Origin of the sequence: Hylemonella gracilis (assembly GCF_004328645.1) — a bacterium.
Lineage (GTDB): Bacteria > Pseudomonadota > Gammaproteobacteria > Burkholderiales > Burkholderiaceae_C > Hylemonella > Hylemonella gracilis_B.
The window spans coordinates 2,148,594-2,172,079 of sequence record NZ_CP031395.1 but is presented as its reverse complement, the minus strand read 5'-3'; the positions used below and the strand labels follow the sequence as shown (position 1 = coordinate 2,172,079).

General features: G+C 66.4%; 19 protein-coding genes and 1 pseudogene. 8 read left to right on the top strand and 12 right to left on the bottom strand.

Translation table 11 applies throughout. The annotated features are described in order from the left end of the window. Positions 1 to 3: 3 nt before the first annotated feature. Entirely contained in the window at positions 4 to 1,158 is a 1,155-nt protein-coding gene (locus DW355_RS10300; RefSeq protein WP_131279854.1) for an efflux RND transporter periplasmic adaptor subunit, read from the bottom strand. An 86-nt stretch (positions 1,159 to 1,244) separates the two neighbouring features. Here DW355_RS10300 and hpnC point away from each other — a divergent pair, with 86 nt between their 5' ends. Beyond that, positions 1,245 to 2,162: a squalene synthase HpnC gene (hpnC, locus tag DW355_RS10295; RefSeq protein WP_131279852.1), complete on the top strand. Its 918-nt coding sequence runs from the start codon at positions 1,245 to 1,247 to the stop codon at positions 2,160 to 2,162. Between the two features lie 48 nt (positions 2,163 to 2,210). Here the strand turns inward: hpnC and DW355_RS10290 are convergent, their stop codons facing one another. Next, positions 2,211 to 3,137, bottom strand: coding sequence for a LysR substrate-binding domain-containing protein (locus DW355_RS10290; RefSeq protein ID WP_131279850.1), 927 nt, complete (start codon positions 3,135 to 3,137; stop codon positions 2,211 to 2,213). 149 nt (positions 3,138 to 3,286) lie between these two features. Between DW355_RS10290 and DW355_RS10285 the strand changes: the two genes are divergently transcribed. Beyond that, complete coding sequence (locus DW355_RS10285; RefSeq protein ID WP_131279847.1) at positions 3,287 to 4,066, top strand: SDR family NAD(P)-dependent oxidoreductase; 780 nt, start codon at positions 3,287 to 3,289, stop codon at positions 4,064 to 4,066. A 166-nt stretch (positions 4,067 to 4,232) separates the two neighbouring features. Here DW355_RS10285 and DW355_RS10280 read toward each other — a convergent pair whose 3' ends face one another. From DW355_RS10280 to DW355_RS10255, 6 genes and pseudogenes are all read right to left on the bottom strand, one after another. Further along, on the bottom strand, positions 4,233 to 5,687 hold the full coding sequence (locus DW355_RS10280; protein WP_131279845.1) for an aldehyde dehydrogenase: 1,455 nt from the start codon (positions 5,685 to 5,687) through the stop codon (positions 4,233 to 4,235). A 26-nt stretch (positions 5,688 to 5,713) separates the two neighbouring features. After that, positions 5,714 to 6,574, bottom strand: a complete 861-nt coding sequence (locus DW355_RS10275) for an ABC transporter ATP-binding protein (RefSeq protein WP_242671109.1) — start codon at positions 6,572 to 6,574, stop codon at positions 5,714 to 5,716. Next, positions 6,571 to 7,391: pseudogene (locus tag DW355_RS10270) on the bottom strand (ABC transporter ATP-binding protein). Before DW355_RS10270 ends, DW355_RS10275 begins: the two are co-directional and overlap by 4 nt. A 64-nt stretch (positions 7,392 to 7,455) precedes the next feature. Then, the gene (locus tag DW355_RS10265; protein WP_131279843.1) at positions 7,456 to 8,493 is read right to left on the bottom strand and encodes a branched-chain amino acid ABC transporter permease; all 1,038 of its coding nucleotides are present in this window, start codon (positions 8,491 to 8,493) and stop codon (positions 7,456 to 7,458) included. A 20-nt stretch (positions 8,494 to 8,513) separates the two neighbouring features. Next, positions 8,514 to 9,404: a branched-chain amino acid ABC transporter permease gene (locus DW355_RS10260; RefSeq protein ID WP_131279841.1), complete on the bottom strand. Its 891-nt coding sequence runs from the start codon at positions 9,402 to 9,404 to the stop codon at positions 8,514 to 8,516. 143 nt (positions 9,405 to 9,547) lie between these two features. After that, a complete protein-coding gene (locus DW355_RS10255; protein ID WP_131279839.1) occupies positions 9,548 to 10,750 on the bottom strand; it encodes an amino acid ABC transporter substrate-binding protein in 1,203 nt (400 codons plus the stop codon). 179 nt (positions 10,751 to 10,929) lie between these two features. Here DW355_RS10255 and DW355_RS10250 point away from each other — a divergent pair, with 179 nt between their 5' ends. After that, a complete protein-coding gene (locus tag DW355_RS10250; protein ID WP_131279837.1) occupies positions 10,930 to 11,916 on the top strand; it encodes a helix-turn-helix domain-containing protein in 987 nt (328 codons plus the stop codon). Positions 11,917 to 11,940: 24 nt separating this feature from the next. Here DW355_RS10250 and DW355_RS10245 read toward each other — a convergent pair whose 3' ends face one another. Next, entirely contained in the window at positions 11,941 to 13,578 is a 1,638-nt protein-coding gene (locus DW355_RS10245; RefSeq protein ID WP_131279835.1) for a methyl-accepting chemotaxis protein, read from the bottom strand. Between the two features lie 226 nt (positions 13,579 to 13,804). Between DW355_RS10245 and hpnD the strand changes: the two genes are divergently transcribed. The 4 genes from hpnD (at position 13,805) to hemH (ending at position 19,725) form a co-directional block, all read left to right on the top strand. After that, on the top strand, positions 13,805 to 14,698 hold the full coding sequence (hpnD, locus tag DW355_RS10240; protein ID WP_131279833.1) for a presqualene diphosphate synthase HpnD: 894 nt from the start codon (positions 13,805 to 13,807) through the stop codon (positions 14,696 to 14,698). Positions 14,699 to 14,759: 61 nt separating this feature from the next. Then, the gene (gene hpnE / locus DW355_RS10235; protein WP_131279831.1) at positions 14,760 to 16,085 is read left to right on the top strand and encodes a hydroxysqualene dehydroxylase HpnE; all 1,326 of its coding nucleotides are present in this window, start codon (positions 14,760 to 14,762) and stop codon (positions 16,083 to 16,085) included. Between the two features lie 73 nt (positions 16,086 to 16,158). Beyond that, positions 16,159 to 18,684, top strand: a complete 2,526-nt coding sequence (locus DW355_RS10230; protein WP_131279829.1) for a penicillin acylase family protein — start codon at positions 16,159 to 16,161, stop codon at positions 18,682 to 18,684. A gap of 30 nt (positions 18,685 to 18,714) precedes the next feature. Beyond that, positions 18,715 to 19,725: a ferrochelatase gene (gene hemH, locus DW355_RS10225; protein ID WP_131279827.1), complete on the top strand. Its 1,011-nt coding sequence runs from the start codon at positions 18,715 to 18,717 to the stop codon at positions 19,723 to 19,725. Between the two features lie 194 nt (positions 19,726 to 19,919). Here hemH and DW355_RS10220 read toward each other — a convergent pair whose 3' ends face one another. Continuing rightward, the gene (locus tag DW355_RS10220) at positions 19,920 to 20,606 is read right to left on the bottom strand and encodes a glutathione S-transferase family protein (protein ID WP_131279825.1); all 687 of its coding nucleotides are present in this window, start codon (positions 20,604 to 20,606) and stop codon (positions 19,920 to 19,922) included. 114 nt (positions 20,607 to 20,720) lie between these two features. Between DW355_RS10220 and DW355_RS10215 the strand changes: the two genes are divergently transcribed. Further along, complete coding sequence (locus DW355_RS10215; protein ID WP_131279823.1) at positions 20,721 to 21,461, top strand: siderophore-interacting protein; 741 nt, start codon at positions 20,721 to 20,723, stop codon at positions 21,459 to 21,461. A gap of 4 nt (positions 21,462 to 21,465) precedes the next feature. On the opposite strand, the gene DW355_RS10210 is transcribed toward DW355_RS10215, so the two are convergent. Both DW355_RS10210 and DW355_RS10205 read right to left on the bottom strand, forming a co-directional pair. Further along, complete coding sequence (locus DW355_RS10210) at positions 21,466 to 22,326, bottom strand: alpha/beta fold hydrolase (protein WP_131279821.1); 861 nt, start codon at positions 22,324 to 22,326, stop codon at positions 21,466 to 21,468. Next, complete coding sequence (locus DW355_RS10205) at positions 22,323 to 23,420, bottom strand: branched-chain amino acid ABC transporter permease (RefSeq protein ID WP_131279819.1); 1,098 nt, start codon at positions 23,418 to 23,420, stop codon at positions 22,323 to 22,325. Before DW355_RS10205 ends, DW355_RS10210 begins: the two co-directional genes overlap by 4 nt. Between the last annotated feature and the right edge of the window lie 66 nt (positions 23,421 to 23,486).

Sequence of the window (23,486 nt, the reverse complement as noted above, 5' to 3'; positions counted from 1 at the left end):
GTCTCACTCCGCAGCCTGGGCCGATTTCGGTTGGTAGATCGTCACTTTCTGACCCGGCGACAGCACATGAACCCCGGTGGCCACGACCAGTTGCCCTGGCTGCAGGCCGGACGCGATCACGGCTTCGTTGCCGTCGGCGGTCGAGACCTGGACGGCCTGGGACCGCACGGTCATGCTTGCGGTGTCCAGCACCCAGACTGCGGTGACCTGTCCATCCTGCCGCAAGGCACTGCTGGGCAATTTGATGGCTTGCATGGTGGTTGCACTGGCATTGGCGTTCTTCGCCGGCGCGGGAGCGGACGGCAGCACCGCCACGGTCGCACCCAGCGGCGGCAACTTGCGCACGGCGTCCGCGGCTTCGATGCTGGCCTTGACCAGGAAGGTACGGGTCACCGGATCGGCGCTCGCCGCGACCTCGCGCACGCGACCGGGCAGCATTTCCCCGGTGGCCCAGATACGCAGCTGAACCGGCTTGCCGTTGATCATCGTCGCGACCTGACCTTCGGGCACGGAAAACACCACGTCGCGCGGACCGTCCTGAGCGATGCGCAGCACCGGCGCGCCTGCGGCCACCACCTGACCCGGCTCCGCCTCGATCGCGGTGACCACGCCGGCCGCATCCGCCACCAGCTTGGCGTAGCGGGCCTGGTTGCCTTGTGTCGTCAACTGAGCCTCGGCCTGATCCAGTTGCGCCTGCGCAGCCTTCAGTTGCGCCTCACGCCGGTCCAACTCGGCATCGCTGATGAAATTCTGCGCCCGCAGTTCGCGGTAGCGCTGCAGATCGGCGGCTGCTAGATCGCGGTTGGTCCGGGTTGCCGCGGCCTGAGCGCGGGCCGCATCCGCCGTGAGCTGATAATCCTGCGCGTCCAGCTGCGCGAGCACCTCGCCCACGTTCACATGCTGGCCCAGATCCACCTGCCGCTGGACGATCTTGCCCGCGACACGGAAACCGAGCCGCGACTCGGTGCGCGCGCGCACCTCGCCCGCGAACTCGCGTGTGGATTGCAATGGGCTGGCTCCCACCGTCAGTACCTTGACGGCACGCACCGGTTCTTCCACCGGGGTCGATTTCGAGCACGCCGACAGCACAATGGCAGCCATCAGTGCCAGGCCGATGCCGCCCACCCGGAGCAGGAAAGATAAAGAACGATGCCGCATGAGAGTTCCGCCGATTGGATTGTTAATGACTGACCAGTCAGTAATTTAAATAAAACCCCCATGGCTTGTCAAGCCATCTCCCTGTCGTGAACGAAGCTTCCTCGATCCAGCATTACGAAAACTTCCCTGTCGCCTCGGTACTGTGCCCGCCCCGTTTGCGTGCGCCGGTTCGGGCGCTTTACCACTACGCCCGCACGGCCGACGACCTGGCCGACGAGGGCGATGCACCAGCCACGCAACGGCTGGCCGATCTGGCGGCCTACCGGGCCGAGCTGCTGGCCTGCTTTGCCCCTTCCGTGCCCGTTGGCCCTGCCGCCGCTGCCGCAGCCGCGTCGCGTTGGCCCCACATCTTCGGCCCGCTGCGCCTCGCCGTCCATGACTTCCAGCTTCCAGAAGCCCCGCTGACTGATCTGCTGTCCGCCTTCATGCAAGACGTGGAAAAGACCCGCCAGACCGAACAGGGCAAGGCCCCTGGCGCGGCCTACGCCGATCGCGCCGAACTGCTGGACTACTGCCGTCGATCCGCCAACCCGGTCGGCCGCCTGATGCTGCACCTTCATGGCATCGGTGACCCAGCGTCGCTGGCGCAAAGCGACGCCATCTGCACGGCCTTGCAACTGATCAATTTCTGGCAGGACCTCAGCCGGGACATCCCGCGTGGTCGCCACTACCTGACGGCAGCCGACCGCGCCGCCCATGGCGTGAACGACGCGGACTTGCACGCGCTGCACAGCACCCCGCAAACGCAGGCCCTGATCGCCGACTGCTGCGCCTGGGCGCGCAACCTGATGCGGCAAGGCGCCCCGCTGGTGCACCGCGTGCCCGGCCGCATGGCCTGGGAGTTGCGCTTCGTCGTGCAAGGCGGCCTGCGCATCCTCGACAAGATCGAGGCCCAGGGCTGCAACCCCCTGCAGCTCCGGCCACGCATCACCGCGGCCGACACAGCGCTGCTGCTGTGGCGTGCCATCGGAATGCGCGCAACCACCTTGAACCAACCACCTTGAACCAGCGATCCGGGGCAGGCTCGGGCACCATGGAAAGGTCAAGTCTGCCTAAGACGCTGGGTCGGTGGTGGCCGCCGGCGCCAGCTTGGCCCCCAGGATCTCGGCCAGCCAGTTCATGAACACCTGAGCGCGGCGCGGCAACTGTCTGCGGTGGGCGTAGACCAGTGACACCGGCATGGCAGGAGCGCGCCACTGGGGCAACACCTCGACCAGCAGGCCCTGCTCGATCAGGGGTCGCATGCCGATGGCGGGCGCCTGGATCAGGCCCAGGCCCGCCACGCAGGCCGCCGAGTACGCCGCCGTGTCGTTCACCGTCAGCGCGCCCGCCATGGGCAGGGTGCGCACTGCGCCATGCTCCAAATACTCCCAGCCCACGGGCCGCGCGCCCAGCGTCGGCAGGTAGTGCACGAGGCGATGGTCTGCCAGATCCTCCAGCGTTTGGGGCGTGCCGTATCGGGCCAGATAGACGGGGCTGGCGCAGTTGAGCTGGACCATGTACCCGAGGGGCCGGGCCACCAAGGCGGAGTCGTCCAGCGTCCCGATGCGCAGCACGCAGTCGAAGCCTTCACGCACAAGGTCCACACGCCGGTCCGTGCTGCTGAGTTCCAGTTCCAGTTCGGGGTGCTGCGCGAGGAACTCCCCCAGCCGAGGCAGCACCTGTTGGCGCGCCACGCCGCTGGGCATGTCCACACGCAGGCGCCCGCGCACGGCCTCGCCACCGGTGCGGAACAGAGACTGGGCCTCGTCCAGCTGGGCCAGCAGGTCCTTGCAGCGCTCGTAGAACACCTGGCCGTCCTGCGTGGTCTGCACGCGCCGGGTCGTGCGGTGCAGCAGTCGCGTGCCCAGGCTGGACTCCAGTTGCTGCACCGCCTGCGACACGCTGGCCTTGGGCAGACCCAGACTGTCCGCCGCCTGAGTGAAACTGGCCAGTTCAGCCACGCGGGTGTAGATCTGCAATTGCTCGGGACGCAGCATGGCGGGCTCCTGGGTGCGGTGACTGGACTGTAGACGCCTTATTGTTCAATAATTACGAACAAATTAATCATAAACAGCCAATTTATCTTATTCATATCGATCAATAAAGTCACTCCTGTCCCAACCCCAACCCTGACTGGAGCTTGACCATGACGCAGACACCCACCCCCATCGCCCTGATCACCGGCGGCAGCCGCGGCCTGGGCCGCAACGCCGCGCTCGCCCTGGCCGCCCAGGGGAGTGACGTGATCCTCACCTACCAACGCCAGCAAGCCGACGCCCTGGCCGTGGTGGCGCAGATCCAGGAGCACTACAAAGCACAGGGCCGGCGCGCCGCCGCGCTACCCCTGGACGCGGGCGACAGCGCCAGCTTTCCCGCGTTCGCGGCGCGGCTGCGCGAATTGCTGAACACACAATGGCAACGCCCGCAGTTCGATCACCTCGTCAACAACGCGGGGTTCGGACATCACGCCGCCTTTGCGGAAACGAAGGAAGACGACTTCGATGCCCTGTACCGCGTACACCTCAAGGGGCCGTATTTCCTGACGCAGGCGCTGCTGCCGCTGATCGCCGATGGCGGCCGCATCCTCAACATCTCCAGCGGCCTGGCGCGCTTCAGCTTCCCCGGCAGCTCCGCCTACGCGGTGATGAAGGGCGGGGTCGAGGTGATGACGCGCTACCTGGCCAAGGAGCTGGGGCCGCGCGGCATCGCCGTCAACACGCTGGCGCCCGGCGCGATCGAGACCGACTTCGGAGGCGGCCGAGTGCGCGATGACGCCAACCTGAACCGCGCCCTGGCCACCCAGACCGCCCTGGGTCGGGTGGGACTGCCGGACGACATTGGCGGCGCCATTGCTGCCCTGCTCGCGCCCGGCAGCGGCTGGATCAACGCGCAGCGCATCGAGGCTTCTGGCGGCATGCTGGTGTGACCGCCTGCGCGTCTGAAAAAGAAACCGCGCCGACTGGGTTCCAAGAAGGCGCGGAGAAACCGTGGCGAGCGGGTCGAGGTTGCGCCGATAAGCGCAGCCGTGCTGGAGTACGGCAAGCACCGCAGGCGCAAGATCGGCCCGCGCAGCAGGTTGAAGCGAGCCTTCTTTAGAAAGGGTAGTGGCGTGGGGTGGTCTGCACGGTGATCCAGCGCAGCTCGGTGAACTCGTTCACACCCTGCCGACCACCGAAACGCCCGATGCCCGATGCCTTGACGCCGCCGAAAGGCATTTGGGCTTCGTCGTGCACCGTGGGACCATTGACGTGACAGATGCCGCTGTCGATGCGGCGCGCCACGTTCATGGCACGCCCGATGTCACCGCCAAACACGGCAGACGACAGCCCGTACTCGTTGTCGTTGGCGCAGGCAATGGCTTCTTCCACCCCCTTGACGCGCACGATGGCCTTGACCGGGCCGAAGGTTTCCTCGTGGTAGATCTTCATGGCCGGAGTCACACGGTCGAGCAAGGTGGCGGGCATCAGCGTGTTGGTGGCCTTGCCGCCGCACAACAGCTTGGCGCCCTTGGCCAGCGCGTCGTCGATCAGGGCGTTGCAGTGCTCGACCGTGCTCATGCCAATCACCGAGCCCAGCACCACGGGTTCGGGCTTGCGCGGATCGCCCAGCGGCAGGTTCCTGGCCTTGTCGGCGAACTTCTTGACGAAGGCGTCGGCGATCTTCTCGTCCACGATCAGGCGCTCGGTGCTCATGCAGATCTGCCCGCTGTTGGCGAAGCAGCCGAAGGCTGCGCCGTTGACGGCGTCGTCGAGGTCGGCATCGTCCAGCACGACCATGGGCGCCTTGCCGCCCAGTTCCAGCACCACGGGTTTGAGGTACTTGGCGCAGGTCATGGCGATGATGCGCCCCACGCGGGTCGACCCCGTGAAGTTGACGCGCCGCACCGCCGGGTGCGCGACCATGGCCTCGACCACCGCGCCCGCGTCGGCCGGTGCGTTGGTGATGTAGTTCACCACGCCGGGCGGAAAGCCCGCGTCCATGAAGGACTCGATGATCAACTGGTGCGTGCGCGGGCTGTTCTCCGAACCCTTGAGCACCACGGTGTTGCCACAGGCCAGCGGCACGGCGATGGCGCGCGTGGCCAGGATGACGGGTGCGTTCCAGGGCGCGATGCCCAGCACCACACCCGCAGGTTGGCGCACGGCCATGGCCAGGCTGCCCGGCACGTCGGAAGGAATGACCTCGCCCGCGATCTGCGTGGTCAGCCCCGCCGCCTCGCGCAGCATGCCGGCGGCCAGGTGCACGTTGAAGCCGGCCCACATGGCCGTGCCACCGGTTTCGGCGCCGACGGCCTCGATGAACTTGGGTGTCTTGGCCTCCATCGCATCGGCGGCCTTGAGCAGCAACATCCGACGTTCGGTGGGACCGGTCTGGCTCCAGGTCTTGAAGGCTTCGGCAGCGGCTTCAACGGCCATCACGGCATCGGCGGGGGACGCAGCGGGCGCGCGCGTGGCCACCGTGCCATCCAGCGGATTGCGGCGCTCGAAGGTGGCGCCTTTCTCGGCCGTGACCTTCAGGCCGTTGATGAGCATGGACAGATCGGACATGGTGGACTCCTTGTGGTCAGAATGAATCAGGCCCGTTCAGCCTGAGCTTGTCGAAGGGCTTCAACAGGTTCAGCCGAAACGGTTTGAGGTGTTTGAGACCTGCGGCGCTGCACGGCGTCGCTCGCCGTGGTCTGGTCGGTGGCGTCCGCACCCAGGTAGGCCTCGCGGATGACGTTGCTGCGCTCCAGCAGACGGGCCGGGCCGCTGGCCACCAACACGCCGCGTTCCAGCACATACCCGCGATCGGCCACGGCCAGCGCCTTCTTGACGTTCTGCTCCACCATCAGCACGGTGGTACCGGCGTCGGCGATGCGGCGGGCAATGGCCAAGAGCTCATCGACCATGCGCGGTGCCAGACCCAGAGAGGGTTCATCCAGCATCAGCAGGCGGGGGGCGCACATCATGGCGCGGGCCACGGCCACCATCTGCTGCTCGCCGCCACTCATGGTGCCGGCCAGCTGCTGAGCGCGTTCACGCAACTTGGGAAAGTCGGCCAGCACCTGGTCGACGCGGCCTGCACGCTCCTTCTTCTCGACCAGCCAGCCACCCAGCTCCAGGTTCTCCAGCACCGTCATCTGCGGGAACAGCTGCCGGCCCTCGGCCACCAGGGTCACGCCGACGCGCACCACCTCGTGCGTCTTTTCCGGCAGTTCCTCGCCATCGAGCAGCACCAGGCCCTGGCGCGGGATCAACCCCATCAAGGCCTTCAGCAAGGTGGTCTTGCCCGCGCCATTGGGGCCGAGAATGACCGTCAGGCCGGGCTTGACCTCGAAGCGCAGGTCGCGCAGCACGAGAAAGGCACCATAACCGGCACTCAGGCCCCGCACCTGCAGATGCGCATGTTTCTTATCCCCCAGCACAAAGGGGGTGTCGCGCCACCCCATCATGTCGAAGCCTCCTCAACTCCGGTGTCAGGTTCCGCCATCTCATCGCCCAGGTAGGCCTCGATGACCTCGGGGTTGCGCACCACCTTCGCGGGGTGTCGTCAGCGATCTTGCGGCCCTGGTGCAGCACGATCACGCGCTCCACATGGCGCAGCAGCGTGGTCACGGCATGCTCGATCCAGATCACGGTCAAGTCCAGTTCGTCGCGCAGGCGCCCGATCAGGCGCGCCATGTCCTCGATCTCGGCTTCCGTCAGACCCGCCGCCACCTCGTCGAGCAATAGCAGCTTGGGCCGCGTGGCCAGCGCCATGCCGATTTCCAGCAAGCGCTGCTGGCTCGGCGTGATGGCCGCCGCGGGCAGGTTCGCCTGTTGCGAGAGGCCAATCAGCTGCAGGATGCTGGCCGCGTCCCGCAGGGCCCAGGGCACGTCCTTCTCCTCGCCCCAGAAGATGTACTTGCGCGGGCGCCGGCCCGCGAACTTCAGCCCGAAGGCAATGTTGTCCGTCACCGCCATGTCGCCGAAGACGCGCGGTGTCTGGAACGTACGCGCCACGCCGTGCGCTGCGTAGCGATGCGGCCGCCTGCCCGTCAGGTCATGGCCTTGGCATAGCAAGCGACCTTCGGTTGGCGGCTGCACGCCTGAAATGGCGTTGAAGAAAGTCGTCTTGCCCGCGCCATTGGGGCCGATGATGCCCACCAGCTCGCCGGGCATGAAACGAGCACTGACGGCATCCACGGCGACCAGACCGCCGAAACGCACGGTCACCTCCCGTGCCTCGAGTAGGTAGGTCTGGGGCCGGTCGCCGCCGGCTTGCCGCAAGGCAAGCGACGCCCCCTCGGAGGAAAGTGCGGTGCGCGCGACAACAGGGGGGAAGGTGGGCATGCTAGACAAAGTAGTTCTCCCGCGCGCGCTTCAAAGCACGCTGCTTCTCGCGTTCCTTCTCGCCGGACAGGTCGCGCTTCAAATCCCGGACCCACTCGCGGCAGTCGGTCCACCAACCCTTGAACGTGGCCCAGCGCAAGGACGCCAGTCCGCCCGGGAGGTAGAGCACACAGAGGATGAGCAGCAGGCCCAGTGACATCAGATAGATCTGCGGAAACTGCAAGCGCAGCGACTCGGCCAGCACGCTGAAAATGATGGCGGCCAGCAGTGGCCCCCAGAGCGTGAGCACGCCACCGATCAGGGTGATCAGCACGGTCTGGAAACCGATGAAAGGATTGAACACGGTGTGCGGGTCGATGTAGGTCCAGCGCACGGCCATGGCCGCGCCCACCGCACCCGCGAAAGCCGCCGTCAGTGCAAACCCCGCGACTTTCACGAGGCGCGTGTTCACGCCCAGGGTCTGCGCGCGTTGCTCGTCGGCGCCGATGGCCAACAGTGCCAGGCCGAAGCGCGTGCGCCGCACGACGATGGACACGGCCACCGCCAGAACGGCCAGGGCCAGCACCGTGAGGTAGATGGTCTCGCGCTCGGGCACGACCATCAGCACCCGCCCCACCGTACCCGTGACCGACTTCTCGAAATAGGTCACGGCGTGCAGGATGAGCTCCGTCATGCCGAAGGTCAGCACCGCGAAATACGTGCCGCGCAGATGCAGCACGGCCGCCCCCATCAGAATGGCGACCATCACCGCGATGCCCGCACCAATCAGAATGACCGTGAGCCAGGCGAATTCGCCCAGCAGCATGGCCGAGGTGTAGGCCCCGATGCCGAAGAAGGCCGAGGTCGCCAGCGACAGGTAGCGTGTGCTGCCGCAGAACAGGCCCCAACTCGAGGACAACGCCACGTACATCAGGCAAGTCAAGGCCATGGACGAAACGAACTCGCTGGCATAGGCCGGCAAAGCAAGCGCCCAGCCCGTGAAGGCCAGCAGCACCAGCAGGTCGCGAATGAGGATTTGTCTTGATGTCATCACAAGCATCTGAATCGGTCAACGCCGCGTCAAGCCTTGCGGCTCTTGCGCGTGAACAAGCCCTCGGGCCGCAACAGCAACACGGCGATGAAGACGGCGTAGGACAACAGCGCCTTGAGTGAGGGGTTCGTGAAGTGCATGCCCAGGGCTTCGATCACGCCCAGGAACAAGCCGCCCACCAGCGCGCCGCCCATGCTGCCGAAACCGCCCAGGGTGATGACGACGAGGGCGGTCACCGTGTAGGGCTGCCCCATGAAAGGCGTGATGGTGTAGGCCATGGACAGCAGCGCGCCGGCCACGCCCGACAGCCCCAGGCCGATGCCGAACATCAGCGGATGCAGCTTTTTCGTGTCGATGCCCATGAGCTGCGCGCCCGTGGGCGACTGCATCAACGCACGCACACCCTTGCCCAACAGCGTCTGACGCATCAACACGATGAGCGCACCGGCGAACACCAGGGCCAGGCCAAAGATCAGCAGCTTATTGCCCGCGAACTGCATGTCGCCGAATTTCACCGGTTCGGTCAGGTAGTCGTAACCGCGCAGATCCCCGCCCCAAACCCAGGACACGAAGTTCTGTACCAGGAACATCAAGCCAAAGGCCACCATGAGGCTGCGCGCCTCGAACACATCGAGGTTGGGTGAGGTCTGAGTCAAGCGACGGAAGCAGAGGAAATGCAAGACCATGCCCAGCACCATCAGCACGGCAAAGGACACCGGAATCATCAGCAGCGGAGAGAGACCGAACTGCGTCTGCACCAGCCAGGTCAGGTAGGCCCCGACCATCAGGAATTCGCCGTGCGCGATGTTGAGGATGCGCATCAGCCCGTACTGGAGGTTCAACCCGAGGGCGATCAGCGCATAAATGCCCCCGGTGATCAGACCGGAGACGATGAGTTCAAGCCAGGCGGTGAAGGACATGAAGGAAGAGAGAGGCAGGGAGTTCCAATTCGGGGCAGCCGTGGATCTGGCTTTGCCAGGCCACTGGCTGCGTCCCCCCTGCCACCGAAGGTTGGCGTTCAGGGGGGAAGGCGCGCAGTGCCTCAGGGGGACTACCGATCACTTCACCATTTCGGTTTGGTGATGAGCTTTGCGGTGGCACGCGCCGGCGGCCACACCACCTCGAACTCGCCCTTCTGCCACTGCCCCACCGTGCCTGGCGTGCCCACGTTCTCGCTACCGTTGAACTTGATCTCGCCGAGGATGGTCTGGTGCGTGTTGTTCGCCACGAAATCGCGGATCGCCTTGCGGTCCAGGCCCACGCTCTTGACCGCATTGGTCAGGATCTCCAGCCCGGCCCAGGCGGCGCCGCTGGCCCAGCGGTCCGGCTCCTTCTTCTGGCTCGCGACATGCGCGTCGAAGTAGGCCTTTGCACCGGGGCTGGTCTTGGTATTCCACGAACCCATGCCCATCACGCCCTCGGCGCCCGCCACCGTCATCACCTTGGTATAGAGCGGGAAGGCCGTGCCCACCGAGGCGTAATAGAACTTCGGGTTGAAGCCGACTTCCTTGGACTGCTTGCTGGCGAGGATGGTGTCTGGCGGATAGGAAAAACCGATGAAGGCATCCGGGTTCTTGTCCTTGATCGCGCGCAGCACGGGCGACAAGTCCTGGGTGCTGCCGGGATAGCTTTTCTCCTCCACCAGGCGGATGCCGCTGCCTTTCACCGCCTCCTTCAGCGCGGCGTAGTTCTCCAGACCGAACAGGTCGTCGACGTAGATCACCGCCGCGGTCTTCACGCCTTGCGATTTGAGCAGATCAACCAACGCGCCGATCATCGACGCCGGCTGCTGCAGCAACAGGAAGAAGTACGGCAACTTCAGGTCCACCAGCTTCTTGGAGAGCGCGGTCGGCGCGAGGAAGGGGTAGCCATAGCGGTTGGCCAGGGGCGCGACGGCGAAGTTCGCGCCACTGCCCCAGGGCGGCAAAACCAGATCCACCTTGTCGCTGCCCATGAGCTTTTCATAGGTGCGCACCACGGTTTCCACATTGCTCTGGTCATCGCTGCTGACGAGCTCGATCTTGCGACGCGTGCCCTTGACGTCCAGGCCACCCGCCGCGTTCTGCTGCTCGGCCCACAGCAGATAGTTGGGCTCCTGGCTGGTCTGCGCGCCGCCCGTCCAGGGACCGGTGCGTGCCATGGTGTAGCCGATACGCACGGGTGCGTTTTGTGCCATCAGTTGCGGGGCGAAGGTCGCCGCGCCGACGACGGCCGCAGCACCCTTGATCAGGGTGCGCTTGCTCTGTTGAACCTGGGCTGGGGCCATGTTTGTCTCCTCTCGGGTTGTAGGGCTGTGATGCCATCTTTGATGCTCTGCAATCCTAGGGGCCTGCCCGCCGCGCGGCTTTGCTGAGCGTGCACAAAGTAATTGCCCCTCCGCGCACGAGCATCGGGGTTAACCCGCGCGCCTCTTGTCCACCCGGATGGCGATCCGATAATCCCCGAATGCATGCCGCCACCTTGAGTACCGATGCCTATGCCCCCACCGAGCGGGCATCGCTCTGGCGCGAATGGAACTGGACGCTCTTCGGTGGACTGGAATCCGATCTCTATGGCGACACGGCCTTTGACGGCAGCATTGCGCGCCTGCATGCGGGCGACATCATCCTCACCCGACTCGAAGCCCAGCGCCACCGCGTGCAACGCACACACCTACTGGCGCGCGCCGATACCGCCCCGGCCTACCTCAAGATCGTCGCGCCCCTGCAAGGGCGTGCCCGCGTGGAGCAGGACGGCCGCGAGGCGTGGGTAGGTCCGGGGGCATGGACGCTCTACGACACCACGCGCGGCTACACAGTGGACAACCCCGGCGACGTGGAACACCTGATCGTGATGCTGCCCAAGGCTCAGCTGACCGAGCGTGGACTGCGGCTGGACCCGCTGGTGGCCCGACCGATCGGCGCGGACCGGGACGGCCCGGCCGCGGGCATCGCCCGAGTGGCGCTCTCCGCCATGCGCAGCACCTTCCAGGAACTGCCGCACATGAGCGCTGACGCCGCCCACGGCGCGGGTGAGCTCATCGCCCAACTGGTGCGACTCTCGCTGATCGAACTCGCTGGACAGGAAACCCGGCACACCCAGCGCGAGGCACTGAAGGACCGCATCCATGGCTACCTCGCCCTGCACCTGCGCGACCCCGCGCTGACAGTGGAACGCATGGCCGCGGCCTTGAACTGCAGCAAGCGGCACCTTTACAACGCCTGGTCCGACGAAACCCGCACGCTGTCCAGTCATATCCAGACCCTGCGGCTGGACGGCTGCCTCCAGGAATTGCGCCGCACGGCCGCGGCCCTCTCGCTCAAGGAACGCGCCATCACCGAGATCGCCCTGTCCTGGGGCTTCAGCAACATGGCGCACTTCAGCCGCGTGTTCCGCGACTACACGGGCTTGAGCCCGCGGGAATTCAGGGCCTCGCAGAGGCCCCTCAACTGACCACCGCGCCGTGCGCGGGCCCGCTCAGGACGTCAGCAACAGAGGCCGTGCCGAGCCCGTGACCGCGCCACCCGAGGCGCCCCGGCCGCCCGACGAGGCCAGGCGGAACTGACGCACGATGTCGGCCAGGCGATCCGCCTGCTCGCGCATGGACTGCGCTGCGGCCGTGGACTCTTCCACCAGCGCGGCGTTCTGCTGGGTCATGCGGTCGATTTCCTGGACCGCCTGATCCACCTGGCCGATGCCATGGGACTGGCTGTCCGCCGCCGTGGTGATCTCGCCCATGATGTCGCGCACACGCTGAATGCCAGAGACGATTTCCTGCATGGCCGCGCCGGCGGCCTCCACCTGGCGCGCGCCGCCGTCAATGGCGGAGACGCTGGCCCCAATCAAGGTCTTGATCTCCTTGGCCGCGTCCGCGCTGCGGCCAGCCAGCGAACGCACCTCGCTGGCCACCACCGCGAAACCCCGCCCCTGTTCGCCCGCGCGCGCGGCTTCCACCGCCGCGTTCAGCGCCAGGATGTTGGTCTGGAAGGCAATGCCGTCAATCACGGCGACGATGTCCGCGATCTTCTTGCCGCTGGCGCTGATGCTGTACATGCTCTGCACCGCCTCTTCCATTTCCTTGCCGCCACTCTGGGCCGACTGCGTGGCTTTGGCGACGAGCTGGTTGGCGTTTTGCGCCGCGTTGGCCGTGTGCTGCACATGGCCGGTCAGCCCGCTGATGGAGCTGACGGTGTGCTGGACGTTGCTCGCGGTCTGTTCGGTCCGGTTGGACAGATCTTGGTTGCCGGTGGCGATCTCGCGGCTGGCCGTGGCGATGTTCTCGCCCGCGTCGCGCAACTGCCCCACCATGCCAGCCAGCTCGGCGCGCATCTGTTCCAGCGCGCGCAACAGGTCTGCGACTTCGTCGCGGCCCTCCGCCTGCTGGCTCTGCGTCAAGTCGCCACTGGCAATGGACTGCGACAGCTGCCGTGCCTGTTCCACCGGCTGGCAGATCGCTCGCATGTTCAGCAGGGTCAGGGGCACGACGATCAGCAGGCTCATCACCACCAAGCCGGCGAAGATGAACAGCATGTTGTCCAGCAGATCGTTGCGGTTGGTGTTGGCGTCCTTGGCCTCCACCCGCAGTGTTTCGTCCAGTTGGTTCAGTGCCTTGTCGGTGGCGGTCAGCTCGCCCACCGCACGCATGCTCATGCGGTTGGCGGCCGTGGCGGTGTCGTAGACGCTGCTTTCGATCTGGCGGGACAGATGGCCGAACAGGGCGTGGTATTGCTTGAAGTGCTCCATCGCCTTGGCGATCTGATCCTTCTGCTCGCCCTTGAGGCTCTCGGCCAGCTCATTCAGGGCCTGCTCGATGCGGGTCGCCGAGGCCTCCCAGCGCGTTCGGGTCTCGGCCACGCGCTCGGGCTGTTCGTACTGGATGATCATGTCCTTTTCGTGCTGGCGGGCCAGCGCCATTTCCAGGCGCAGCTTGGATACCCGGTCCACCGCGTCCAGGGACTCATTGATGACCTGACCGCTGATCTGGTGAATGCGGAACATGCCGAACATGCCCGCGCCTCCCACCAACAGCAGCAGCACCAGCACGACGCCAATGGCGGCATACATGCGGAAACGAATGGTGAATTGGCGCATCAGCGCGAACAGCCTGTGACTCATCTGGATCGACTTTCTTCTGATCAAGCAAAAGGAAAAGGGGCCGATTGTGGCCCGGGCCTGCCAACGCTTCAGGCGCCTGTGGATAGTACATAGATTGTCGGCATTGGCTGGCTCTTGTTAACAAGACGTTGCGTCTGCGATGGCACCAGGGTAAACCCTCGAATCCATTCCAAACAGAACCAGCACCGTGCGATCCATGAAGCCCGGCATGGGAGAATGCCGAGCCATGCCGGTTCATGCTCCTTCGTCGCCTTCCCCCGCGCAGTACGCCCAAGACAAGGCCGCTGCCTCGGGCAGCAGCTTTTATTACGCTTTTCTCTTTCTGCCCGCGCCCCGGCGCGCTGCGATCACGGCGTTTTACGCCTTCTGCCGCGAAGTGGACGATGTGGTCGACGAAGTCAACGACCCAGGCGTGGCCGCCGCCAAACTGGCCTGGTGGCAAGCCGAGGTGCGGCGTGCCTGGCAAGGCCAGCCCGGCCACCCCGTGCTGCAGGCGCTGATGCCGCATGTCGCGACCTACGGCATCGAGGCGCGGCACTTGCTGGCCGTCATCGAAGGCTGCGAGATGGACCTGCAGCAAAGCCGTTACCTGGACTACCCCGGTCTGCAACGCTACTGCCACCTGGTCGCGGGCGTGGTGGGCGAAGTGGCGGCCAGCATCTTTGGCGGTTCGCGCGTGGCGGATCCGGCCCTGGACGAAGGTCGTACACGCTACGCCCACACCCTGGGCCTGGCCTTCCAGCTCACCAACATCATTCGCGACGTGGGCGAGGACGCCCTGCGCGGGCGCGTCTACCTGCCGATCAACGAGCTGCAGCGCTTCGACGTGAAGGCCCATGAAATCCTGAACCGCCAGTATTCGGAGCGTTTCATCGCGCTGATGCGCTTCCAGGCCGAACGGGCGCAGGCCTTGTACGACGAGGCGCTGACCTTGCACGCCCAATTGCCCGCGGCCGAGCGTCGCGCGCAGAAGCCCGGCCTGATGATGGCCAGCATCTACCGCACCCTGCTGGGCGAGATCGAACGCGACGACTTCCAGGTGCTGCACCAGCGCATCGCCCTGACACCGCTGCGCAAGCTCTGGCTGGCCTGGAAGGTCCAGGCCCTGGGCCGGCTGTGAAGATCCTGCGCAGGCTCGGTCCGGCGTGCATGGCTCGGCCGGCATTCGCGTCACAACCGCCGTGAAGATCGCCATCGTCGGAGCCGGCTGGGCCGGTCTGGCCGCCGCCATCACGGCCACGCAAGCCGGCCACCAAATCACGCTGCACGACACCGCGCGCACTGCGGGTGGGCGGGCCCGCGGCGTGGACCTGCCTCTGCCCGATGGGCGGACGCTGACGCTGGACAACGGCCAGCACATCCTGATCGGCGCCTACACCGAGACCCTGCGCCTGCTGCGCACGGTGGGCGTGACCACGGACACCGGCCCGAACGCCGCCCAGGACGGGGCCCTGTTGCGCCTGCCCCTGACACTGGTCGGCCCTGACGGCGAGGGCCTGCGCCTGCCGCGTCTGCCGGCCTTCATGCCCGCGTCCTGGCGCGTGCTGGTCGGCGTGCTGCGGCACCCGTCCTGGCCCTGGCGCGAACGCCTTGGCCTCCTGCGCGCCGCGCTGGGTTGGCAACGCTCCGGCTTTCAGTGCGATGCCACCTGGAGCGTGGCCGAGCTCTGCGCCCATCCGCCTGGCATCATCGGCCCACGCGTGCTGACCGAGCTGATCGAGCCGCTGTGCGTGTCCGCGCTCAACACCCCAGCCCACGAAGCCAGCGCCGAGGTCTTGCTGCGTGTGCTGCGCGACGCGCTGTTCTTGACGCCCGACGGGGCCGACCTGCTGCTGCCGCGCGTGGACCTGGGAACGCTCTTCCCTGAAGCCGCCCTGCGCTGGCTGCAGGCACGCGGTGCCGTCCTGCGCTTGGGCGAACGCGTGCGTGACTTGCATGAGCTACAGGGCCATGACGCCATCCTCCTCGCCTGTCCCGCCCCCGAGGCGGCACGGCTGACGCGCGAATCGCACCCGGCCTGGGCGGCACGGGCCCAGGCCCTGCACCACACCGTCATCAGCACGGTCTACGCCTGGGCACCCCAGGCCCGATTGCACGCGCCCATGCTGGCCCTGCCCAGCTCGGCGCGCTGCCCCGCGCAATTCGTCTTCGACCGCGGGCAACTGGACGCCTCCGGCCAGAGCCAGGGCCTGCTGGCCTTTGTCGTCAGCGCGAGCACAGGCGAGCGCGAAGACATCGAAATACAAGTGCTGCAGCAGGCACGGGAACAATTGGGCCTGGCGCTACAAGCCGTGCAGACCGTCGTCGAGAAACGCGCGACCTTTGCCTGCACACCCGGCCTGCAGCGTCCCCCAGCGTCCATCGGCCCCGATCTGCACGCCTGCGGCGACTACGTGGCGGGGCCCTACCCCGCCACTCTGGAAGGCGCCGTGCGCAGCGGCATCGCCGCCGCCCGGGCCTGCGGCCCAGGCATCGTCCCCTCGAAAGGCAAGCCCGCCCCACAGTGATACAAACACGCAGTCTGCCCCAGACACCGCCCCACGACTCCGAGTTGTCCACGGCCCCTTCCAGACGCTCCGCATGAAAACCCTGCTCAAACTCCTCGCCGTCTCCCTGCTCACTCTGCTGATCGCCGCGCTGCTGGCGGCCGCGCTGGGCTACTGGTACGCGCGCGGCAAGCTGCCGCAGCGGGACGGAGAGATCTACCTGCGCGGCCTGTCGGCCCCGGTGCAGGTGCGCTGGGACGAACGCGGCGTGCCGCACATCCAGGCCAAGAACGAGACCGACCTCTACCGCGCCCTGGGCTTCCTGCACGCCCAGGACCGCCTGTTCCAGATGGAGCTGATGCGCCGCCTGGCCAAGGGCGAGCTGTCCGAGATCCTCGGCCCCAAGCTGCTGGAGACGGACAAGCTCTTCCGCACCCTGGGCCTGCGCGCCCAGGCCGAGGCGCGGGTGCAAACCATCAATCCGCGGCACCCGTCCTGGCCGGCGCTGCAAGCCTACCTGGACGGGATCAACGAATTCCAAGAGACCCGTCCGCTGCCGCTGGAATTCGAGATTCTGGGCATCCACAACCCCCTGCCCTACTCGCCCGAGGACACCCTGGCCGTCACCGGCTACCTGGCCTACAGCTTCGCCGCCGCCTTGCGGACCGAGCCCGTGCTGAGCTATGTGCGCGACCGGCTCGGCCCCGACTACCTGCGCATCTTCGACCTGGACTGGAACCCACTGGGCGTGCTCAGCCCGCAGGCCCAGTTGCTGGGGCAGGCCGCCCCGGTCGGCCTGGACGGTGACAGGACCGCAGGCGCGCCGCCACGTGTGTCCCAACTTGCGGCCCTGAGCGACGCGGACTGGCGGACCCTGGCCCGCGTGGGCGAGGTCAGCCAGCAAGCGATGGAGTTGGCGGGCGTGCCCATGATGGAGGGCAGCAACGCCTGGGCCCTCTCGGGCCAACGCACGGCCAGCGGCAAACCCATGCTGGCGGGCGACCCGCACATCGCTTTCAGCCTGCCGGCGGTCTGGTGGGAGGCGCACCTCAGCGCCCCCGGCTTTGAACTCTACGGCCACTTCCAGGCACTCAGTCCCTATGCCATGCTGGGCCACAACAGCAAGTTCGGCTGGAGCCTGACCATGTTCCAGAACGACGACATGGACTTGGTCGCCCTGCGCCCCAACCCGGCCAACCCGCGTCAGGTCTGGTACCGGGGCCAGTGGGTGGATCTCGCCACCCGCCAGGAAGTCATTGAGGTCAAGGGCGGGGAGCCCGAACCCCTGCAGGTCCGGCAAACGCCTTACGGGCCCATCATCAACGCAGTCTTTGCGGACACGCTGGGCACCAGTTCCTCGGCCACGCCCATCGCGTTGTGGTGGACCTTCTACGATGCCGAGAACCCCATTCTCGAAGCGTTCTACGAGCTCAACCGCGCCGACACCCTGACCAAGGCCCGGCAGGCCGCCAGCAAACTGCATGCACCTGGCCTGAACATTGTCTGGGCCAACGCGGCGGGCGACATCGGCTGGTGGGCCGCCGCCAAACTGGTGCAGCGCCCCACCGACGTGAACCCGGCCTTCATCCTCGACAGCACGCAGGGCCAGGCCGAAAAACCCGGTTATTACCGCTTCGCCGACAACCCGCAGGAGGAGAACCCGGCACGCGGCTACATCGTCTCGGGCAATCAACAACCCCTGCCGCGCAGCGGCGTACCCGTGTATGGCTACTACCACAACCCGGAGCGCGTGCGCCGGCTCGACTTCGTGCTGAGCAGCAAGCGCAGCGGCTGGACCACGGCCGACAGCCAGGCCTTGCAACTGGACGAGCAGAGCGGCTACGCGGCGCGCATCCTGCGCCCGCTGCTGCCCCTGCTGCGCGCGGCGGTGGAACAATCCCAGGAAAACACCGTCGAGCAGAAAGTCCTGCTCGACCAGTTGAGCCACTGGAACGGCAGCCACGACGCGGGCAGCATCGCTGCCACGGTGTTCAACCAGTTTCTCTATGAGTTGGCGCGCGCGACCTTCGCCGATGAACTGGGCCCCGCCTTCTTCAACAACCTGCTTCGCACCCGCGCCATCGACGTCGCGCTGACGCGACTGGTGAACGACGAGAACTCGCCCTGGTGGGACGACCGCGGCACGCTGGACGAGAAGGAAACCCGCGCCGACATCGTGAGCCAAGCCTGGCAGGCCGCCCTGGCGCATCTGGTGAAGCTGCACGGCAAATCGGCCATCAACCACTGGGCCTGGAGCGAAAACCACCAGCTGACCCACCAGCACCCACTGGGCCAGATCAAGCCGCTGAACCTGCTGTTCAACGTCGGCCCCTACCCCGTTTCCGGCGGGCACGAACTGCCGAACAATCTCAACAACGCCTTCGGCCCCGCGCCGTGGAGCGTGCACCAGGGGCCGTCCACCCGCCGAGTGATCGACTTCGCCGCGCCCGGCCAGGCCCAAGGCATCAACCCCGTGGGCCAAAGCGGCGCACTGTTCGACCCGCATTACAAGGACCAAGCCGTGGACTACGTGCTCGGCCGCTACTACACCATGCACCTGGACGCCGACGACGTGCGCAAGTCCACGCGCAGCATCCTGATGCTGATGCCCGACGATTGAAACCGCCCCATCACCCCAACGCCCTCTTCCATGTCCACTCCCAAGACCGCCGTCCTGCTCTGCAACCTCGGCACGCCCGATGCCCCAACGCCCGCCGCGCTGCGGCGTTATCTGGGTGAATTCCTGAGCGACCAGCGCGTGGTCGAACTGCCCCGCTTCGTCTGGTGGCCCATCCTGCACGGCATCATCCTGCGCGTGCGCCCGGCCAAGTCGGCGAAGAAGTACGCCAGCATCTGGATGCGGGACGGCGACCAATCAGGCTCGCCCCTGCGGATCTGGACCGAACGGCAGGCCATCGCCCTGAACGAGAAGCTCCAAGCCGGCAACCCGGACCTGACGGTGCGCTATGCCATGCGCTACGGCTCGCCCTCCATCGCCCAGCAACTCGACGCCCTGCAGGCCGAGGGCGTGCAGCGCATCCTCATCCTGCCGGCCTACCCGCAGTATTCCGGCACCACCACGGCCAGCGTGGTCGATGCGGTGGCGCACTGGACGAGCAAGATCCGCTCCCTGCCCGAACTGCGCTTCGTCAACCGCTACCACGACGACCCCGGCTACATCGGTGCCCTGGCCCAGCGCATCGACGCGCATTGGCAGCAACATGGCCGTCCGGACGGCCGAACCGGCAAGCTCGTGCTCAGCTTCCACGGCCTGCCCGAGCGCAACCGCACCCTGGGTGACCCGTATTACGACGAATGCCAGACCACGGCACGGCTGCTGGCCGAAGCGCTGCGACTCACACCCGATCAATACCTCGTCACCTTCCAGTCGCGCTTCGGCGCGGCGAAGTGGTTGCAGCCCTACACCGAGCCCACAGTCATGGCCCTGGCCCGCTCGGGCGTGCAGCGCGTGGATATCGCCTGCCCCGGCTTCACCAGCGACTGCATCGAAACGCTGGAAGAAATCGACCAGGAGGTGCGTGAAGCCTTCTTGACCTCAGGCGGGCAGGCGTTCCGCTACATCCCTTGCTTGAATGACGAGGCGGCGTGGATCGAGGCCTTGGGGCGGCTTACGCAACGGCATCTGGGAGGGTGGGTTTGACCAGGATTTGTGCTGAAAAACCTTGAACGCTCCGCAACAGGTCGGAGCATGATCATCGCGACCCGCAATCGACTCACCCACGCCTACCTCGGCACGCATCGATGACGATGTCCTCTGGAACTTCATCCAGGAAGAGTTCCCAGCCCTTCTGAAGAAACTGGAAAAGCTCAAGATTTGAGCATCGCGCGCGACCTTTAGGCCGCCTTTTTCTTCAGCGCCTGGTACGCCTCCCGAGCCAGACATCCCTTCAGCCAGGCACTCGTCACCGGAAAGTTGTCCATCAACGAGCGCGTCGCCCGCACCCACAACAGCACACTCGCCACGCACAAATCCGCCACGGTGAAACGGTCGGCGGCGATGTGGGCCTCGCCCTGGGCTTGCTGCCGCGCCAGATGTGCTTCCAGCACGCGCAGCGGCACGTGCAGGCGGCGCTCGGCCTGGTCGGCCAGCTCGGGCTTGCGCTGGGGCTCGGGCATGCTCAGGCGGTGCATGAGCACGGTGAGCGCGTCCTTCTCCACTTCCGTCATGGTCCAGAAGGACCAGCGCAGGGCCTCGGCGTCCTCGCGCGGCGTGGCGGGTGCAATCGTGGTGCCATCGGCCTTGCCGCCTACCGTGCCGTGATAACGCGCGATGTAGAGCGCGCAGGCCATGCTTTCCCAGATCACGATGTCACCGCCTTCGCTCTCGGGCCGATGGTCCACCACCACCGGCACGCGCCCGTTGGGGTTGAGCGCCAGGAACTCCGGCGTGCGGGTGTAGCCCTGGCGGTAGTCGGTCTGCACATGCTCGAAAGGCAGACCCAACTCGGTCGCCGCCCACAGCGGGCGCAAGGCCCGTGAAGCCTGGATGCCGTAGATCGTCAGGCGCGTCGTCGAACTCATCTTGTTCCTTTTGGTTCTGAGGCGGGGAGACTATACCCACAGCCACGAATCCGACCCGCGCACTCGACAGCCACGCTTTACCAAGGCGATACACCAGCCGCTTATGCTGGGTTCATGGCAACACCCAAGCAACTGATCACGCAGATCCTCGGCCGCCTGCTGTTCGAGGATGGCCATGTCACCCGGGTGCAGACCCCCGCGCTCGCTTACCGCCGCATCACGCTCGAGATTCCAGCCTGGCGGGGCAAGCGCTTTGAGCCAGGCTCCAACTTCCGCATCGCGCAGCCCGGCCCGGAACTGCGCACCTACACGCTGCTCTCGCTGGATTCGGCCACGGGCCAAGCCGAAACCTTGCTGCATCTGCACGGTCAAGGCCCGGGCTCGGCCTGGGGATCAACCGTCCGCGCGGGCGATGCCGTGCAGGTTTTTGGCCCCGAGCCTTCGCGCCGTGCGGCGCGGCTGGCCGAGGGGCGCGTTCGCACGGCGGTCTTCGGTGACGAAACCTCGTTCGGCATCGCATTGATGGCGCAAAGCTTCGCCGACAGTCTTGCCGTCTTTGAAGTGAGCGACGTTGCTGCCGCTCAGACTGTGCTCGCCACGCTGGGCCTGGAGCGGGCCGTGCTGATCGAACGTCAGCGGGATGGCGCGCATCTGCCCCGGACCGCCGAGGCGCTGCGTGCGGCACTCCGGCAGTTGAGCGGCATGAGCCCGGGCTTGAGCGAAACGATCGAGCTGGTCCTCACGGGGCAGGCGCAATCGATCCAGACGGTGCGCGCGCAATTGCGCGCGGCGGGCATCGACGCCACGCAGACCGTCAAACCGCATTGGGCCGTCGGCAAGACGGGCCTGGACTAAAGAATCAGAGCAGGAACTGCTCCACCCAGGCGTATTGCTCGGGTGTGTTGAGCGCGGGCGCGTGTCCGCAACCCGGTACTTCAATGACCTGCAGGCGCCCGGCCCGGCCGGGGCCGGTCTGGCGCATGGCCGCCACGGTCTCGGGCAAGAGCAGGTCGGAGGACTCGCCGCGCACCAGCAGCACCGGCGCCTCGATGCGCGCGTACGCGTCATGCAGCTTGTAGTCGTCCGGATGGTGGATGAACTGCCCGGCCATGGCCGGGTCGTAGTGCGGCATCACACGGCCATCGGGCAGGCGACGGACCGAGGTCTCCGCCATGCGGCGCCATTGCGCGTCGCTGATCCAGCCATAGGGCTTGTAGATGGTGCGGAAGTAGGCCTCCAGCTCGCTCACGGTGTCAAAGGCCGGCGGGTTGCCGGCATAGGAGCGGATGCGCTGCTCCGCGGCCTCGGCCAGCTCGGTGCCGATGTCGTTGAGCACGAGGCGCGTGATGCGCCCTCGCAGGGGGCCGGCCGCGCAAACCATGCCGATGGCGCCGCCCATCGAGGTGCCCACCCAATGGAACTGCTGCAAGCCAAGCTGGTCGGCCAGCGAGACTGCCAGCCTGGCGTAGAAGGCCAGGCAATATTCCTCCAGCGGTTTCGGGCTCCACTGGCTCAGGCCCCGGCCTATCGTGTCCGGGCAGATCACGCGGTAGCCGTTCGCGGCCAGATGACCGGCCAATTCATCCATGTCGCGGCCCGTGCGCGCCAGCCCGTGCCAGGCGATCACCGTGCCCTTGCGGTCCGCGTTGTCCGTGCCCCAATCCATGTAATGGATCTCACGCCCTTCGCAGCGCAGGTAGTTGGAGCTAGGCTGGGTCATGGCTTGTCCTTCGGGGCGTTCAACATGGCACGCAGGCTGGCCCGTTCCCGCAGCCGGCCCACGATGCCGGTCGGAAAGTAATAGACCGAGAGCACGAAGAGCAGACCCAGCCAGAGCAGCCAGCGGTCGGGCGTGAAGATGGCGGGCAGCAGCGGCCAGCCTTCCATCACCGAACCCAGCGCCTTGAGCACGTCCTGCAGATAACTCTGCGCGAGCAGGAAGATCGTGCTGCCGACGATGGCGCCGTACAGCGTGCCCATGCCACCGATGACGACGATGAGCAGAATGTCCAGCATGATCTCGAAGGACAGGGATGTGTCCGGCCCGTTGTAGCGCAGCCAGAGCGCCAGCAGGCAACCCGCCAGGGTGGCGAAACCGGCCGAGATCATGTTGGACAAGGTGCGGTAGATGACCGTGCGATAACCCAAGGCCTCGGCGCGGAAATCGTTCTCGCGGATGGCCTGCAGCACCCGGCCAAAGGGCGAGTTGACGATGCGCAGCAGGGCCAGGAACATCAGCGCCACCATCAGGAAGATCAGGTAGTAGGTGACGATGCGGCCGTTGACCGCCACACCCAGCAGGTCCGATTCGAACAGGCGAAAGCCCGGCGTCAGCAGCTGCGGCACACGGAAGCTCAGGCCATCCTCTCCGCCCGTGAACTCCGAAAGCTGCGAGGCCAGCGTCAGGAAGGCCGAGGCCACGGCCAGCGTGATCATGGCGTAGAAGATGGCCTTGACCCGCAAGGAGAACAGGCCGATCAGCAAGGACAGCAGCAGCGAGACGAACAAGGCGCCGGCCAGGCCCGCGGCCAGGGCCGTCCAGTTCGCGCCCAGGCGCGTGAAGGCGATGGCCACGCCATAGGCGCCGATGCCGAAGAACATGGTGTGCGCGAAGCTCACGATGCCGGTGTAGCCCAGCAGCAGGTCGAAGCTCGCCACCAGGGCAATGAAGACCAGCACCTTGGCCGCAACGTTCAGCGCCTTGACACCCGGCACGAGAAAGGGCGCGAAGGCCAGACCCAGCACCAGCACGATGAGCAGCACCGCCAGCACGCGGCTGCGCGGCAGGTCCTTGGACAGAATACGTGTCAGCATTTCAAACCATTTCTCTCAGCGCACATCCAGGCCGTGCTGAGCCATCTCAAGGCCAAGGCTCCCGCG